Origin of the sequence: Tissierella sp. MB52-C2 (genome assembly GCF_030931715.1) — a bacterium.
GTDB lineage: Bacteria > Bacillota > Clostridia > Tissierellales > Tissierellaceae > Tissierella.
The window spans coordinates 3,758,148-3,775,594 of the sequence record NZ_CP133261.1 but is presented as its reverse complement, the minus strand read 5'-3'; the positions used below and the strand labels follow the sequence as shown (position 1 = coordinate 3,775,594).

Sequence of the window (17,447 nt, the reverse complement as noted above, 5' to 3'; positions counted from 1 at the left end):
TATTGTAGCTGGCTTTATTTTCCAATACTGGCCTTTCTTATAAGGAAGTATCCCAAAGTATAACAAATAACACTTAAAATCACTTCAATTATAAATACAGATCCTACGTTAAATATTGAATAAAGCCATAAATACATATTTGAAAACATTTTAATTGTCTTAATAGAAATAGAAATTCTAGCCAAGTTTAATCCCAAGAAAGCCATTACCCCAACTCCTATCCAAAGTTTATATCCAAATCTATATTGTAAAACTCCTAGAAGATTAGAGATAGAGAATAATGCTAGAAAGAATACTGACAAAGACAATATTATAAATAATATATTATCTGTTGCAATATTAAATATACCGAATTCTGTCATTAACTTATATCCTGAAACTTTAAAGAAATATTTTTCAATAAGATGTAACCCACCTTGGATAATTCCAAAGATTAAAGCTACTAGAATATTATTTACTATGGCAGACTTATAGAAATCTTTTCTTGTGGCTCCAAAACTAAGAGCGAGTGCAAAGTCTTCATAATACATAATAATCCCATATATTATTATATAAATAAATATAGACACCATATTTGCACCTATAAATGAAATTGACTCTCCACCCTTTGCATTAAGTCCATATACAATATTACCGTTATAGGATATAGACAATATACTGGACAGTAAATTAATTATTAATATAATTAACCAAAATGCGCCTATAGATTTTTTCAAATCACGATTTTGAAATTTAAATATCCTTTTAGTTGAATCCATTTGAATTTTCCTCCTTCATAATATTTTCAGTAAGATATATGAATAGTTTTTGAAGCGGTATATTACTTATTTCAATATTATTATTTCTTATATATTTCAATTCTTCCTCGGTAAACTCTCCATATATACCTACTATATTAGTGGAGCCAAATTCCTCTCTGTGAATTACCTTTTTATTATCTGTAACCTGGTCTATTACATCTTTACGACCAGATAAGAAGTAAGATTTTTCTTTAAGTTTACTTACCTCATCTTTTAATGCAACTTTTTCATTATTTAGAATGATGACCTCTTCAAATACGTTAGCTACTTCATCTATTAAGTGAGTTGATATGATTATTGTCCTTGGATTTTTTTCATAGTCTTCTAAAAGTAATTGATAGAACTTATATCTCATGGCTGCATCTAAACCTAGTGTGGGCTCATCAAACATGGTGAACCTTGCTCTTGAAGCAAGACCTATAATTAATCCCACAATAGTTTTATTTCCTGTTGATAGCTTCATCAGTTTTTTCTTTGTATTTAAATTGAATTCCTTAATTAGATAATCTTTATATTCTTCATCCCAATTCTTATATATTATACTGGCCAATGCCAATATATCTTTTACCTTTCTTTCCTTAATAGATTCTGGAAAGTTCTTAACTAAACATATTTCTTCCATGGCGCTGGAGTTTTCAAATATTTCATATCCATCTAATTTTATTTCTCCATGGTCTTTTAGAATTTGACCAGATATTAAATTTAATAGTGTAGTCTTACCCACTCCATTTCTTCCAAGTAACCCATAAATCTTATTTTCTTCAAGAGTTAAATCAACGTCTGTAAGAACTTTACTTCTTCCATAGGATTTATTTAATTTTTTTACTTCAATCACACTATTCCCCTCCCTTATATTCTTTAATAAATTCTACAATTTCTTCCTTTGTTATTTCAAGCCTACTGGCCTCTACCATTATATCTGGTAATATTTCTTTAAAGAATGATCCTTGTCTTTTCTTAATTATCTTCTTTCTAGCACCTTCTGCTACAAACATACCAATACCTCTTTTCTTATACAAAATTCCTTCATCAACTAAGATATTTAGTCCTTTTCCAGCTGTAGCTGGATTTATTTGATAAATCTTTGCAAATTGGTTTGTAGAAGGTGATTGCTCTTCTTCTTTTAAGTGACCCATCAAAATATCATTTTCTATTATTTCTGCTATCTGCACGTAAATAGATTTATCTGAATTTAGATCTAACAATTTAACACCTCCATGTTCATCAGTTGAACGGTTAGTTAGTTATGTAATTAAGTATATGGGCTTTTTTGTTTTTTGTCAATAGATTTTAAAAATATTATAAAATTTCTCTTGACATTAGATATATTCATGACTATAATAAACTTATAATCATTACAACTTAGCAATTGTTACTTTTAAGTATAGCATTATAGTCTTATATAAAGGATGTGAAATCTATGAATGGAACCTTTGAAGATTTAGTAAATGAGTTAAAGAATAAAAATATTCGTCTCTCTCATCAGAGGCTAAAGGTTTTAGAATATATAAATAATAATAAAACTCATCCTACTGTTGATGAGATTTACAAAGATTTACAAAAAGAAATTCCCACATTATCAAAAACAACTATTTATAACACATTAAATGCCTTAGCAGATAGTAACTTAGTAAAAGTCCTAACTATAGAGGACAATGAAGCTCGATATGATGGTAATACTAACGATCATGGACATTTTAAATGTACTTCTTGTAAAAAAATATTTGATTTTGATATAGATTTCGATTCAATGGCAATAGCTGGATTGAATAACTTCAAAATTCATAATAAGGATATGTATTTTAAGGGCTTATGTTCAAGTTGTAATAAAACTATGTAGGTTAAATAATTTTAAATATAATTATAAAAAATGGAGGAGAAAAAATGGAGAACAACAAAACTATTAAAAATCTTATGGAAGCATTTGCTGGAGAATCTCAAGCAAATAGAAAGTACTTAGCTTATTCAGAAAAGGCAGAGACAGAAGGAAAAACAAATGCTGCAAAATTATTTAAAGCTGCTGCTGATGCTGAAACTATTCATGCTCTTAGACACTTCAAAGTAGCAGGTAATATTGGAACAACAGCTGAAAACCTTGAAGATGGAGTAAACGGTGAAACTTTTGAATTCGAAACTATGTATCCACCTTTTGTAGAAATCGCTGAAGCTGAAGGTAATAAAGCTGCAGTACAAACATTTACTTATGCTATGGAAGCTGAAAAAGTTCACGCAGAATTATATAAAGAAGCTTTAGAAAACCTAGATAACGAAGAAGAAGTTTTCTACTATCTATGTCCTGTTTGTGGAAACATCGAAAAGTTTGTACCAGAAAAATGTAATATTTGTAATGTACCTGGTTCAAAATTTATTAAATATTAATTAGATAAAAAAATACCCTCATTTTAAATTTAAAATGAGGGTATTTTTTATATATTTTTTACTAAAATATTAGGTAGAGTATAATAATCAGTAACTCCAGATATTATATTGTTTTTTCCTATCCTAGTATAAATTCCAGCAAATCTTTCCTTGTACATAAAAAGACCAACTATGGATCTAAAGTCTTCTACTTTTATCTTTTTATCTTCAAATATAATATGCTCCCTAGTGAAAGGTATAAAGAATTCTTGATATAGATAGTCTTTATTAAAGGATTGATCTAATCTTTCCTTCCATTGCTCTTGTGTTAAATCTCTGCCTGCATATACTCCTTGAGAAGCATTTAGATCTAAAGGTTTCATTATATATTTGTCTTTATTATTTAAAACCTCATCATAAACACTTATATCTCCTTTAAATAATCCAGTAATAGGTATGTGTTTCTTTACAAATTCTATTTCTTCCTCCGATAAAAATTCCAATGTATCTTCATCATGTAATATCTTAAATATTATCTTATTGTGTACCACTTGAGATCTAATGGAGCCTATGGAGCAGAAAGCTTTGTTCTTATATGCTTCAATAAAATCTGGTATTTCATCTGCCTTTTCAATTAATTCAAATGTAACAATTCTTCTATATACCATATCTATTTTAGAGTCTTCAAAATATAGTCCTCCATCTCTATATTTTAAGTCCCTAGGATCTGCAATTATAGTATTATATCCTTTCTTTGTAAAAGCCGCTTTGAATACTTCAAACTCCTTAGATGTACCACTCTCAGTAAAATCTACTATGGCTACATTAGGCTTTTCTATTTCTTCATTCCACTGTTTAAATATACTAATACTATCATCAACCCATCTATCTATTAATTCAAATAGAGATAGATTATACTTCTTAGAAAAATCCTTTAGCCCTTCTGTTTGAAGCAATATATTTCCTATGGTATTATCTTCATTCATGGCAGAAGAGCCATCTGTATTTAATTCACAAAACTTAAAATTATCTTCATCTTTATAGAAAAGGTCAAATCTCCCTATGGGAACATTTATATCATAGCCATTATCCACCAAAATAAGTTCTTCTAATAGAGGACTGAATTCAAATTTTTCTCTAAATTCCTTAGACTCCAAATATCTATTAGTTACCTTATTAGTTATGGACATAAGCGTATTTCCAATTTTATTAAAGTTTTCTATATCCTTTTCAGTATAAAACATGGGATGATAAAGGAAAGGTACTGGTTTACCCTTATATATTGCAGTAGAGTTTGCCACCTTTTCCATTGTTAATCTATAATTTTTTTCATATTTTTCTGGATTAGATTTAATCAGGTCTATATAATTATCATTTACTTCCTTCCAGTTCATTACATCACCTCAATATTATTAATCAAACACCAATTTAAAGATTCTTTCTTTCCTAATTCCGATTTTTCCTTTGTAATTCCATAGGGGTTAGTTCCTGATAAAATCATTTCTTCGAGCGGCAACAAATATTTAACTTCGTCTTTATCTAAGCCTTTCTGTGCTAACTCCACTAAAAATTTACCTATTTCTAATACAGTTTTATCCTTTAATCTACCTTTTAATCCATTTTCTATAATATCTGCCTTAGACTTATTTACATCCTCCATAGTTATATCCTTAATATAATCATACACTTTATTTAAGTTTTCTTCATTATAGAATATTCCTTTGATTAAAGCTATTGCAGCAAAACTTAATGGATATGGCACTGAATCCATCATTCTAATTTCTATATATCCCTTAGTTCGTACATCTGGAAAAAACATAGTCAATAGGTGTTCTAATTCTTCTTTTTTATAATCTTCTGGATCAAAAAGTTCTTTTACCAGCTTGTCGCCAGTTGGTATTGCTTCCGTACCTTTCATTATAAATATAGGTGGTCTGTTGAGTATATATTCGGCATATTTTTTATATCCGTAATCATTATCTAAAGCATGCTCTACTACTCCTGATCTATCATTATCACAATTATTCCACACATCAGTTCTCAAGTTGTATTTATTCCATTTGTCTCCTTCAAAATAAAATCCGTTGTCAAATAAAGCATATAATACTGGAGCCAATCCATTTGCTACTCTAAACTTCCTTCTATAATCTTCCTCCGATTTATAGTCTATGGCTATTTGTAATGCCCCTGTACCCTTCATCATATTATGAGCATATTTTCCCTTAGTCTTAAAGTAATTAAACATAATATCATATCTGCCCTTTGGTAAAAGTTTTATATCTTCTATTTTAGTTTCGGGATGATATGACACTGCCATTAATCCTTGGTTTTTCTTTTGGAGTATTGGAGTAATTTCTTCTAGGAATTCTAAATATTCTTCTTCAATTTCTTTTATATTCTTTCTAGCTTCTATACTAAGTTCAAACTGACTTCCCGGCTCTAAGGTTATAGTTTTGTTTCCTTTATTTAGCCCAAGAATATATTCATTTTCATAGCTTCCTATCCAACCATTCTTTTCCAACTCATGCAATGTCTCAGCTATGCCATTTTCGCCATAATAGGAAATAGTCTTTAAAGTGTGTCTGTCTACTATAAAATGTTCAAATTCAACTCCAACTCTAAAATCCTCTATATCTTTTTCTCCATCTATAAAATATTCAACTATTTCTTGTATTTGTCTATTATAATCCATTTACTCCTCTCCCTTTAGGTCCTAATTATTCTCTTGAATATTAATACCCATTTATTCTAATTCTAATAATATAATAATACTATTAGAATATCCATGAATAAATGATATAATCTTAATATTAAAGATTTATTTGGAGGTGCCCAATGGTTGAGAAAATTAGAATAGGAATAGTAGGATATGGAAATTTAGGCCAAGGAGCTGAATTAGCCATCAGAGAAAATCCTGATATGGACCTTGTGGCCATATTTACAAGACGAAAGCCTGATATGTTGAATACAAATTCTAATGTAGTACATATCTCTGATATATTAGAATTTAAAGATAAGATTGATGTTATGATACTATGTGGAGGATCTTTAGTAGACCTGGATGAACAAGCACCGATGATAGCAAAACATTTTAACACTGTAGATAGTTTTGATAACCATGGAAGAATTCCTGAATACTTTGAGAGGATCAATAATGTGGCATACAATAATAAGAAATTAAGTCTTATATCTGTAGGATGGGATCCTGGGCTTTTTTCTCTTAATAGATTACTAGGTCAATGTATTTTACCAAATGGTAGGGATTACACTTTTTGGGGAGAAGGTTTAAGTCAAGGTCATTCAGATGCAATTAGAAGGGTTAAAGGTGTAAAACTTGGAGTACAATATACCGTACCAGTTAAAGAAGCTTTAGAAAAGGTTAGAAATTGTGAAGTTTTAGATGCTCCAGTTTGCAGCAGACATAAAAGAATATGCTATGTAGTATGTGAAGACAATGAAGATAAAGGTAGAATAGAAAAAGAAATAAAGACTATGCCAAATTACTTTGCTGGCTATGATACATCTGTATTTTTTATATCAGAGGAAGAATTCAACAAAACTCATAATGAAATGCCCCATGGTGGATTTGTCATTAGAGCGGGAAATACAGGTGTAGGACATAAACAAAAAATTGAGTTTAATCTTACTCTTGATAGCAACCCAGAATTTACTTCATCTGTGTTGGTAGCTTATGCTAGGGCAGTTTATAGAATGTCTTTAGAGGAAAAAATAGGAGCAATAACCATATTTGATATTCCTTTAGGATATTTGTCTCCTAAATCAATGGAAGATCTGAGGAAGGAATTGTTGTAATGGAGGTTTATAATGAAAAATATTGAATATGACAGCATAGACTACCAAAATGCATATAACGATTTAATGAATGAATTCAACGCTATTTTAGATTCATCTGATGATGGAATACATATTACAGATGGAAAAGGGATTACATTAAGATTTAATAAATCCTGTGAAAGAATAGATGGAGTCAGTGCAGATTATGTAATTGGAAAAAACATGGAGGAATTAGTTGCGGAGGGCATTTATTCGGAATCTGTTGCCCTTGCTGTTATTAGGGAAAAAAAGCAAATTTCAATGCTTCAGAAAGTTAATGGTAAGGAAGTCATTGGAACAGGTACCCCAATATTTAAAGATGGTAAACTTTACAGAATAGTTATTAATTCAAGAGATATAACGGAATTAAATATCTTAAAGAGAAACCTTAAGGAATCAGAGCTTATTAATGAGAAATATCAAAATGAGCTGCAACTTTTAAGTTCAAAGGATAATGCAGCCAATTCCAATATAATTTATAACAGCGAGAAGATGGACAAAATAATTGATTTGACCCTACGGGTTGCTAAAGTGGATTCAACAATTCTTATAGAGGGAGAATCAGGTGTTGGTAAAGGAATTTTAAGTCATTTCTTACATAAAAACAGCCTTAGGTACAATAATCCCTTCATAAAAATAAACTGTGGAGCAATCCCTGAAAACCTTTTGGAATCTGAACTTTTTGGATATGAAAAAGGATCTTTTACTGGTGCAAATAAGGAAGGAAAGGTTGGATTAATTCAACTTGCAAACGAAGGTACATTATTTCTTGATGAAATCGGTGAACTTCCTTTAAATCTTCAAGTGAAGCTTTTAAATGTAATTCAAAATAAGGAAATTACTAAAGTTGGAGGCAATAGTGTTATTCCTGTTGATATAAGAATAATTGCAGCGACTAATAGAAATTTATTTGAAATGGTTAAAAATCAGGAATTTAGAGAAGACCTTTATTATAGACTCAATGTTATACCAATTACTATTCCCCCACTTAGAGAAAGAAAAGAGGATCTACCCCTATTAATTAAGCATTTTCTAAATACATTTAATGCAAAGTATAATTATAACAAAACGATAAGCCCTGAAGCTATGAAACTTTTATTAAATTACAATTGGCCAGGGAATATAAGAGAAGTGGAAAATTTAATCGAAAGACTTCTTGTTACATCTAATGATGATTTGATTAGTAAATATGATATTATTGATCATCCAATATTTAACATGTTAGATTCTGTAGATATGGAGTTTTGTAAGGATAAAAATTATAAAACTATTATCGAAGAATTTGATAGAAAGCTTCTTCTTGAAGCAATGAAAATTTGCAAAAGCACGGCAGAAATGTCTGAAATCCTTGATCTGGATTGTAGTACTATTAGAAAAAAATTTAAACGTTTAAACATTAAACTGGAATTTGATAAGGAATAATTTCCTCGGAGGAAATTATTCCTTATCAATTTCAGGCGTTAATTTTATAACAACTTCAAGATATTTTTTAAGAATATAGATATTTAGGAGGAAAATATTCCTTCTAAATATAATATGCTAATGCTATACCTATTGATTTTGCATATTATTTTATTGGCATGAAAAATGCAATAAGTAATAGACAAATAAAAAGGAGGTTTTAATTATGAACAAAAAAGAAATTAAACAACCAGCAACAGCATTTGCATCACCTAGATTCTGTAATACAGGAAATTTTATGAGAATGGAAAGAGTTAATAGTGCCGAAGGTTTAGATTTCGCTATTTATGGAGTTCCTTTTGATACAGCTTGTTCCTATCGTTCAGGAGCTAGATTTGGCCCTCAAGCTATTAGGAATATTTCAGTTATGATGAAGACTAATAACCCAATTCATGAGGTTAATATATTAGATTACTTAAAAGGTGCCGATATGGGTGATGTTAATATTATACCAGGATATATTCACCCTACTTACGATGCAATTGAAAAGTTTGCAACAGAAATTATAGAAGCAGGTGCTATACCAATTGCATTAGGAGGAGATCACTCAATTACCTTAGCTGAATTAAGAGCAATAGCTAAAAAACATGGCCCTGTAAGTCTTATCCACTTTGATTCACATGCTGATATTAATGATGAAGTTTTCGGTGAGAAATACAACCATGGAACACCTTTTAGAAGAGCAATTGAAGAGAGATTAATAGACCCTCATAAATCCGTTCAGATAGGCATGAGAGGATCATTATATGATGCAGGAGAGTTTAAATTAGCCGCAAGCCTTGGACTAAGAACTATTCCAAGTCATGAAGTAAGAAAAATGGGTATTGATGCAGTTATTGAAGAAATTAAAGAGAGAGTTGGCGATAATAAAGCATTTTTAACTTTTGATATTGATTTCTTTGACCCAGCTTATGCACCAGCAACTGGAACTCCTGAGGTAGCAGGTTTCACTTCCTTAGAAGGACTTACATTCATTCGTGGATTCGAAGATATTAATTTTGTTGGATTTGATATAGTTGAAGTAGCCCCACCATATGATCATGCAGAAGTTACATCTTTGCTTGCAGCTAATGTTGTTTTTGAATTCTTATCAGTTTTAGCTCTTCAGAAAAAGATTGGCAAAAGATAAGAGAGGATGATAAATGTGGATCTTTTAACCCCTAAAGAAATTAAAGAAAAAGATTTGGATTTAAATGATTTATCCATACTTGATTCCTTTTCATTATCAAAAGCGGATCATACTAAAGGATTAATAAAATCTATATTTTTTTCATTAATAGCAGTTTTTATATTCTTTATACCAATTACATTCAATGGGAAGACCGATATGGTATTTGGTATAATGTATGGTAAGATGATGGAGTTAACTGGAAACTTAGGATTATGGATTGTTACCTTAGTAGTATTAGGCACTGGACTTTTAAGCTCCTATGGTAAGTATATAGCAAAAAGTGGAAGAATCCATGATTACTTCGAAGGTGATTCTAAAGTTCATCCTATCTTGTACCTACTTGGTGGATTTTATGTACTAGCATATACTTTAAATGCAACAATGGGGGTGCAGCTACCAGAAATAATCGTAGGCTCTTCAACAGGAGGAACCATAGTACCAGCTATAGTTGTTGCAGTTTTTTGGATTATTATTGTAAGTTCAGTAACTATGCCATTTTTATTAAATTATGGTATAGTAGACTTTGTTGGGTCATTATTAGAACCACTGATGAGACCGGTATGGAAGGTTCCTGGCAGGGCAGCTGTAAACGCCATAGCATCTTTTGTAAGTTCTTCGTCTGTAGGAGTATTAATAACTAGTAAGTTATATAAACAGGGCGTATACACTGAAAAGGAAGCAGTTCTTGTTGTTACTGGATTCAGTGCGGTTAGTGTTGGATTTGCATATATGGTAATTGAAACAGCTGGATTAGCAGACAGGTTTCTTCTTGTATATTTCTCATCTTTAATGTTGACATTGGTTGTTAGTGCAATCATGGCAAGAATTCCACCCTTTAGTAAGAAAAAGGATGTTTATATTAATGGAAAGATACAAACAAAAGAGGATATTATAAACGCAAAGCCTACAAATAATTTACTTACGGCAGGTATTACAAGAGCCTCAAAGAAAGCATTAACGGCTCCTAGTCTAGGTAAAGAAATACTTGTAAGTCTTAAAGAAGGGTTTGAAGTATTACCAAAAGTATTATCACTACTTGCGGCAGTTGGTGTTTCATCTTTAATAATTGCAGAAACTACTCCAGTATTTGTAATTTTAGGAAAAGCATTTGAGCCACTGCTTAATCTATTACGTGTTCCAAATGTAGAATTAATAGCACCTAGTTTCCCTGTAGGTATTGCAGAAATGTTTCTTCCTGTATTACTTATAAAAAATAATATTGCTTTAATCGATGCAGGTGCAAGATACCTTGTAGTAGCAGTATCCATTGTACAAATAATATTTTTCGCAGAAACAATAGTTGTAATGATGTCCTCAAAGCTTCCTCTAAAGCTTTGGGAATTAGTTGTAGCATTTGTTGAAAGAACATTTCTGGCTATTATATTTGGATCAATATTAATGCATTTATTCTTTTAACTATATTTAATAAATCAGAAATAATTAATAAGGGTCAAATAGGATTAACATATCCTAATTTACCCTTATATTTTTATATCTTTCTATATTGTCGTCACTTAAAAATTCATAAGCATTATTTATCTGTTGAAATATTGTAGTAGCATCTGGTGATTTATTTAAATCTGGATGGTATTCCTTTGCCTTTTTTCTATAAGCAAGCTTTATTTGGTATTTATCTGAATCATAAGGAACACCTAGTAAATCGCAACTCTTTTCATATTTATTTTTGAACTCAACATTTGGATTTACATAAGTATTTCCATATCCTGTATTCTGATAGTTGCCGCCATAATTACTATATCCGCCATATCCACTGCTTCCTCTTTGGGAGTTTTGATATTCTGCCCATTGTCTAAACCTTTCCTCCCATTCTCTTTGCTGTTCAGCTTGCCTTCGCTGCTGTTCTCTTCTTATCTTTTCTTCTTCTATCTTTCTATATTTTCTACCATATTCATTAAATGTTCCAAATTCTGCCTTTTTACCTTTTATAAAATTATCTGCATGGTCGAATAAATATTCAGTTACCATATATTTTACATATTTTAAGTAGGATACAAACTTTGTCCCTAGAATTGGAAATATAATAAGAAATAAAATTCCAAAAAAAGTTAAGGGATTGAGTAGCAAGGCGGGTCCTAACATCATAATTAATAAGCAACCACCCATGGATATAAGACCTACTACTCCCCTTCCTACACTTATTACAATTCCAACTATAAGTTCTACAATACCAATAAAAACATCAAATATTGCAGAAGTAATACTGCCAACTCCATATAAAGTTTTACCCCATGCTTTTTTTAATATATTCATATAGTATTAAACCTCTCTTTATTAATTAGTTCTATGTCCTTTGTTCAAACTTTTCCTTACACTTTGGACAAGTAACCATGATTTTTCCTTTTTTCTTTGGTAATCTTAAGCTTGCATTACAATTTGGGCACTTAATATATTTATGAGTTTTAAAGTCCCTTACCTTGCTTTGAGTTCTTTTGAACCGTGAATAAAGGGGACTCATAAAAATTGCAAACTTATAGTTTTCCATTCGACGTTTATTTATATTTTTAGAAAATATTCTATATATACTTATTACTAAGGGAATATATCCAATATAAATTAGTATAGGAATATTAATTAATCTAGCCAGTAAAGTCAAAATTAAAGCTAAAAATGTTAATACCATTGAAAGTTGATCTCCGCCATATCGACCAGCCATAAACTTATTTAACCATTTCATATACATTGCCCCTTATCTATATTTTGTTAATATTTTACTATTAATACCCTAACTTTGCAATATATCTCATATCATTTAATTAAATACTCTACAAACTTTCTAGATGCCGGAGAAAGAGAAACACCTCTTAATGAGCAAATTCCAATACTTCTTTTGGGAATACTTTCAGTAAGATTAATTTCATATAGTCTTCCCTCTGATAAATAATCCTCTGAAAATTCCTTAACTACACAGGCCAAGCCTAAGCCTATTTGTGCAAATTCCAACAGCAAATCATGGGACCCTAACTCAATCTCTGGATTTATTTTTATACCCTTGGAAAAAAGATATTCCTCTACATATTGCCTCGACCTAGATCTATTATCTAAAAATATTAAAGGATATTTTAAAAGTTCACCATATGTAATAGGTTTTGAAACTAAGTCTTTATATTTCTCTCCACCTATAAATATATCATGAATGTCTTTACATTTTCTTATATATAGTGAATTATCTTCTATTGGCAGATTGCATATTCCGATATCTATTTCACCTGATTTTATCAAATTACGAAGGTCATCTGTAGTCCGATTAATTATTTTCAATTTAATTTTGGGATAGTCTCTATAGAAACTCTCCAGATATGGTAATAAGTAGTACCTAGAGATTGTATCACTAACTCCAATTTTTAACTCCCCTTCATTTAAATTCCGTGATTCTTTTATTTTCTTTTCCCCTGTGTCCAATAAACTAATTGCTGAACTAGTATATTCAAATAAAACCTTTCCCTCATTTGTAAGTCTTACTCCCCTTGGAATTCTAGTAAAAAGTCTTACTTTCAGTTCGTCTTCTAGTTGTGCTATAGATTGACTTACTGCAGGTTGTGTCATATATAATTCTTTAGCAGCCTGTGAAAAGCTTCCGCACTCAGCTACTTTATTAAATATTTTATAAAGTTCTAACCTGATAGACATATAACCACTCCTTATATCTATTATATCATATACCTATTTTACTTATACCATAAAATATTATATATTAAAAATATAGAATATGAAAAGGAGCGATATAAATGGAAAGAGTAGTAGGAACTGTTATTAGAGGTTTAAGAACACCTATTATTGAAGAAGGAGATAATATTGTAAATATAGCAGTTGACTCTGTAATTAAGGCTTCCAAAATAGAAAATTTTACAATTCAAGATAAAGATATAATTGCTATAACAGAATCCCTTGTTGCTCGTGCCCAAGGAAATTATGCTGATATTGATGATATTGCAAAAGATATTAAAGGAAAATTCAGTGGTGAAACTATTGGTGTAGTATTTCCTATTTTAAGTCGTAATCGTTTTGCCACTATATTGAGGGGCATCGCTAAGGACGTAAAAAAAATAGTATTAATGTTAAGCTATCCTTCAGATGAAGTAGGAAATCATTTGGTAGACATAGACACGCTTGATTCAAAAGGAATCAATCCTTGGACAGATACATTAAGCGAAGATGAATTTAGGGAGTGCTTTGGATATACTTTTCATCCCTTTACTAATGTAGACTATATTGAGTATTATAAATCAATAATAGCTGAATATGGAACTAATTGTGAAATAATATTCTCCAACAATCCAAAAACTATTTTAGACTATACTAAAAATGTAATTGTATGTGATATTCATACTAGATTTAGAACTAAAAGATTATTAAAGGAAAATGGAGGAGAAAATATTTATGGACTTGATGATATCCTTACTTCATCTATAAACGGCAGTGGATATAATGAAAAGTATGGTTTACTTGGCTCAAATAAGTCAACAGAAAATAAAATCAAACTATTTCCTAGGGATTGTCAACCGGTTGTAGACAATATTCAAGAATTGATTAAGGAAAAAACAGGTAAAACTGTTGAGGTTATGGTCTATGGGGATGGTGCCTTTAAAGACCCAGTGGGAAAAATCTGGGAACTGGCAGACCCTGTAGTCTCTCCTGCTTACACTCCTGGTTTAGAAGGAACTCCTTCAGAAGTAAAATTAAAATATTTAGCAGATGATAAATTTGCTGATTTACAAGGAGATGAATTAAAATCAGCTATATCTAAGTATATTGAAAACAAAGAATCTTCTCTTGCTGAAAATGCCACATCTCTGGGAACTACTCCAAGAAAGCTTACTGATTTAATAGGTTCCCTTTCAGATTTGACCTCTGGAAGCGGAGATAAAGGAACACCTATAGTTTATATCCAAGGATATTTTGATAAGTATACAAAATAATCATATTTATCTACTTCCTGATTACAACGCAACTAAAGTTATTACTCGAACAATAAAATCCCCTATAACACTTGGTTATAGGGGATTTTACTATTTAACTCTAACATAATCTACATATTTATATTCTAAATCATCTTGTTTATGCACTTCTGATTCTTTTACTATTTTCCAATCATCTAATAAGTCTAAGTTTGGTATGAAAGTATCTGCTTCTTCAAAGGATTTGAATATCTTAGTTATATATGCTTTGTTACAATAGGAAATGGTTTGCTTAGCAATTTCTCCTCCCCCTATTATGAAGTTCTCCATCTCATTATTAGGATTTAATTCCTTCAATAATGGAAATAAAGCTTCCAAGGAATTAATCACAACTGCACCTTCGGCTTTATACTTTTCATCTCTAGTTATTACTATATTTATCCTATTAGGCAATGCTTTTCTGTCTGGTAAAGACTCGAATGTTCTTCTGCCCATTACAATAATATTTCCCTCTGTAAGTCGTCGAAATCGCTTTAAATCTTCTGATATTTTATATAGCAAATCTCCATCATATCCAATGTTCCAGTTGTTGTCTACCGCAAAAATTAATATCATATATCCTCCTATAAATTATTTATTATATAGTTTTATTTTAGAATCCAGATACTATTTCCTCATAGCTTTTTATAGCATATTCTCTACCTGATTTAGTTAATTTTATTATATCATCTTTTATATAGATTTTCTCCTTATCTTTAAGTTCTTCTATTATTAATTTCAAAAATTTCTCATTCCATTGCAGATGCCCTCTAATGGTATAAATCCCACTCTCCAAAGCTTCATCTTCTTTGCCCTCATGATTATATATATGAAACATTAAAGATTTTCCTGCGAATTCTATTTTTTGTCGTTTTCTTCGACTAACAATAGTTAATAGCCCTCTGCTAGGTGAAAATATAAACACTAATAAAAATACTACTCCTGTCATAACTGCCATAGAGCCTGCTATGGAAACATCTAAAAGAGATGCTAACTGATACCCTAAAATTCCATTTAATCCACCAATCAATCCACTTAAAACAATCATGCTTTTTAGATTATCTGTAATCAGATATGCTGTGACTGGAGAACCTATCATAAAAGCAATTACTAGAATAGAGCCTACAGATTCAAAAGCTCCAACAGCAGTTATTGAGACTATGGTCATCAAACTATAATGTATTAAAGAAGGTGAAAATCCTAAAACAGTTGCTAATGCAGAATCGAATGTTACTATTTTGAGCTCTTTAAAGAATATTATTACAAATAAAAGATTTATTATTAAAATACCTCCCATGGAATAAATTGCCTTCGCTCCTATATCTACTCCAAACACTTTCATACGATTGAAAGGTGCAAAGGCAAGTTCTCCTAATAATACAGAGTCTGTATCTAGATGAACTGAACTAGCATATCTAGATATAATTACTATGGCTATACTAAAAAGCAGAGGAAATACTATTCCTATGGCAGAATCTTCAGATACTAGCTTAGTATTATTTAACATCTCTGTTAAAAATACAGTAATAACTCCCATTAAAGCAGCTCCTACTATTAAAAAAGGAGAGGTTAAACTATTTACCATAAAAAATCCAATTACTATCCCTAATAAAATCGTATGGGTTATAGCATCTGACATCATAGACATTTTTCTAAGAACTAAAAATACGCCTGGAAGAGAGCATGCTACTGCCACTATAACCGCTATAATTTGAATCTCCATTTGTGGTGACATCTATAACTCCTCCTTTTTAAAATAATTTTCCACATATTCTAAGCCCTTTTCAGTAATTGCCCATTTATTGAAATAATCCTTCTTAGCAAGACCTCTGCTTCCTAAGGATTCTAGTTTCTTTGTAAGTTCTTTTGCTGATTTTGCAGTCATAGATTTATCTGGTTTTATTATAGAGATATTGTGACTATGGTTTAAATCTTCATGATTCATAGCTAAATGATAGAGATTCACCAGTACTTGGTCTTCATTTATGGTCCTTTGCTTCTTTCTATCTCTGAAATATTTCCATATCAACCCTCTATTAGGTGCAAAACATAAACTAAAAATTACTATTATACTTATAACTATTACTATCATTGGTCCCGTAGGTAATTTTGAAACTAAAGAGCTTAATATAGTACCAATAACTCCTGATATTGCTCCAAATAGGGCTGATAAAACTACCATAACAGATAATTTATTTGTCCACTGTCTAGCAGCTACAGCTGGTGCTGTAAGCATAGCACTCATTAAGATAACTCCTACAGTTTGCAATCCTATAATAATAGCTGTTACTATCATAATAAAAAGCAATCCGTTTACTCTCTGTGAAGAGAATCCAAGACTTTCTGCATAATCCCTGTCAAAGGATACTATCTTGAATTCCTTCCAAAATATAAGAACCAATGCTATCAAAACTATTCCCAATATGCCCATTATTTCTATGTCTCTTTTTAGAAAAGTAGATGCCTGACCAAAGATAAATTTTTCTAAGCCTGCTTGATTTGCATTGGGTATTTTTTGAATATAGGTTAAAAGAACAATACCACCTCCAAAGAATACCGATAATATCAATGCTAAGGCACTATCAAATTTAATTCTTGAATATTTTACTATGGAAAGAATAATAAATGTAGATAATAATCCTGAGATCAAAGCTCCTAAAAGAAGTATCTCTGTCTTTTTACTTTGAGTCATTAAAAATGCCAATGCAATTCCTGGTAAGGCAGAGTGAGAAATTGCATCTCCCAACAAACTTTCCTTCCTTATAACAGCAAAACTTCCTAAAATTCCTGATATTATCCCTAGAAGTGCAGAGCCTAAGGATACAATCTGTAGAGTATAATCTGTTAATATCATATTTAACAATTTTC

At 30.6% G+C, this 17,447-nt stretch carries 18 protein-coding genes; 7 read left to right on the top strand and 11 right to left on the bottom strand.

What is annotated here, in order from left to right:
- Positions 1-14: 14 nt before the first annotated feature.
- The 3 genes from RBU61_RS18900 to RBU61_RS18890 are packed head-to-tail and all read right to left on the bottom strand — an operon-like array spanning position 15 to position 2,005.
- On the bottom strand, positions 15-758 hold the full coding sequence (locus RBU61_RS18900; RefSeq protein ID WP_308877231.1) for a hypothetical protein: 744 nt from the start codon (positions 756-758) through the stop codon (positions 15-17).
- Positions 745-1,635, bottom strand: coding sequence for an ABC transporter ATP-binding protein (locus RBU61_RS18895; RefSeq protein ID WP_308877230.1), 891 nt, complete (start codon positions 1,633-1,635; stop codon positions 745-747). Before RBU61_RS18895 ends, RBU61_RS18900 begins: the two co-directional genes overlap by 14 nt.
- A gap of 1 nt (position 1,636) precedes the next feature.
- Entirely contained in the window at positions 1,637-2,005 is a 369-nt protein-coding gene (locus tag RBU61_RS18890) for a GntR family transcriptional regulator (protein WP_308877229.1), read from the bottom strand.
- Between the two features lie 215 nt (positions 2,006-2,220).
- Between RBU61_RS18890 and RBU61_RS18885 the strand changes: the two genes are divergently transcribed.
- Together RBU61_RS18885 and RBU61_RS18880 are read left to right on the top strand one after the other, a co-directional pair.
- Complete coding sequence (locus tag RBU61_RS18885) at positions 2,221-2,640, top strand: Fur family transcriptional regulator (protein ID WP_308877228.1); 420 nt, start codon at positions 2,221-2,223, stop codon at positions 2,638-2,640.
- A gap of 44 nt (positions 2,641-2,684) precedes the next feature.
- Entirely contained in the window at positions 2,685-3,179 is a 495-nt protein-coding gene (locus RBU61_RS18880; protein ID WP_308877227.1) for a ferritin family protein, read from the top strand.
- Positions 3,180-3,226: 47 nt separating this feature from the next.
- On the opposite strand, the gene RBU61_RS18875 is transcribed toward RBU61_RS18880, so the two are convergent.
- Together RBU61_RS18875 and RBU61_RS18870 are read right to left on the bottom strand one after the other, a co-directional pair.
- The gene (locus RBU61_RS18875) at positions 3,227-4,552 is read right to left on the bottom strand and encodes a glutathionylspermidine synthase family protein (RefSeq protein WP_308877226.1); all 1,326 of its coding nucleotides are present in this window, start codon (positions 4,550-4,552) and stop codon (positions 3,227-3,229) included.
- Positions 4,552-5,850 carry a glutamate-cysteine ligase family protein gene (locus RBU61_RS18870; RefSeq protein WP_308877225.1) on the bottom strand — a complete coding sequence of 433 codons (1,299 nt, stop codon included), beginning with the start codon at positions 5,848-5,850 and terminating at the stop codon, positions 4,552-4,554. Before RBU61_RS18870 ends, RBU61_RS18875 begins: the two co-directional genes overlap by 1 nt.
- Positions 5,851-5,993: 143 nt before the next feature.
- Here RBU61_RS18870 and RBU61_RS18865 point away from each other — a divergent pair, with 143 nt between their 5' ends.
- From RBU61_RS18865 to RBU61_RS18850, 4 genes are all read left to right on the top strand, one after another.
- Positions 5,994-6,971 carry a diaminopimelate dehydrogenase gene (locus RBU61_RS18865; RefSeq protein WP_308877224.1) on the top strand — a complete coding sequence of 326 codons (978 nt, stop codon included), beginning with the start codon at positions 5,994-5,996 and terminating at the stop codon, positions 6,969-6,971.
- A 12-nt stretch (positions 6,972-6,983) separates the two neighbouring features.
- Positions 6,984-8,414, top strand: coding sequence for a sigma 54-interacting transcriptional regulator (locus RBU61_RS18860; protein WP_308877223.1), 1,431 nt, complete (start codon positions 6,984-6,986; stop codon positions 8,412-8,414).
- A 205-nt stretch (positions 8,415-8,619) separates the two neighbouring features.
- Positions 8,620-9,582, top strand: coding sequence for an agmatinase (speB, locus tag RBU61_RS18855; RefSeq protein WP_308877222.1), 963 nt, complete (start codon positions 8,620-8,622; stop codon positions 9,580-9,582).
- A gap of 15 nt (positions 9,583-9,597) precedes the next feature.
- Positions 9,598-11,040: a nucleoside recognition domain-containing protein gene (locus RBU61_RS18850; RefSeq protein WP_308877221.1), complete on the top strand. Its 1,443-nt coding sequence runs from the start codon at positions 9,598-9,600 to the stop codon at positions 11,038-11,040.
- Positions 11,041-11,094: 54 nt separating this feature from the next.
- Here the strand turns inward: RBU61_RS18850 and RBU61_RS18845 are convergent, their stop codons facing one another.
- The 3 genes from RBU61_RS18845 to RBU61_RS18835 form a co-directional block, all read right to left on the bottom strand.
- On the bottom strand, positions 11,095-11,895 hold the full coding sequence (locus RBU61_RS18845) for a J domain-containing protein (protein ID WP_308877220.1): 801 nt from the start codon (positions 11,893-11,895) through the stop codon (positions 11,095-11,097).
- A 31-nt stretch (positions 11,896-11,926) separates the two neighbouring features.
- Positions 11,927-12,319 (bottom strand): hypothetical protein, encoded by a 393-nt coding sequence (locus tag RBU61_RS18840; RefSeq protein ID WP_308877219.1) that lies wholly within the window; start codon positions 12,317-12,319, stop codon positions 11,927-11,929.
- Positions 12,320-12,390: 71 nt separating this feature from the next.
- Positions 12,391-13,272 carry a LysR family transcriptional regulator gene (locus RBU61_RS18835; RefSeq protein ID WP_308877218.1) on the bottom strand — a complete coding sequence of 294 codons (882 nt, stop codon included), beginning with the start codon at positions 13,270-13,272 and terminating at the stop codon, positions 12,391-12,393.
- Between the two features lie 98 nt (positions 13,273-13,370).
- Between RBU61_RS18835 and RBU61_RS18830 the strand changes: the two genes are divergently transcribed.
- Complete coding sequence (locus RBU61_RS18830) at positions 13,371-14,561, top strand: coenzyme F420-0:L-glutamate ligase (protein WP_308877217.1); 1,191 nt, start codon at positions 13,371-13,373, stop codon at positions 14,559-14,561.
- Between the two features lie 90 nt (positions 14,562-14,651).
- Here RBU61_RS18830 and RBU61_RS18825 read toward each other — a convergent pair whose 3' ends face one another.
- From RBU61_RS18825 to RBU61_RS18815, 3 genes are read right to left on the bottom strand one after another with little or no spacing between them, the layout of a single operon-like run.
- A complete protein-coding gene (locus RBU61_RS18825) occupies positions 14,652-15,155 on the bottom strand; it encodes a dihydrofolate reductase (RefSeq protein WP_308877216.1) in 504 nt (167 codons plus the stop codon).
- A 37-nt stretch (positions 15,156-15,192) separates the two neighbouring features.
- Positions 15,193-16,314, bottom strand: coding sequence for a metal ABC transporter permease (locus tag RBU61_RS18820; RefSeq protein ID WP_308877215.1), 1,122 nt, complete (start codon positions 16,312-16,314; stop codon positions 15,193-15,195).
- Positions 16,315-17,433, bottom strand: a complete 1,119-nt coding sequence (locus RBU61_RS18815; protein ID WP_308879845.1) for a metal ABC transporter permease — start codon at positions 17,431-17,433, stop codon at positions 16,315-16,317.
- Positions 17,434-17,447 lie beyond the last annotated feature (14 nt).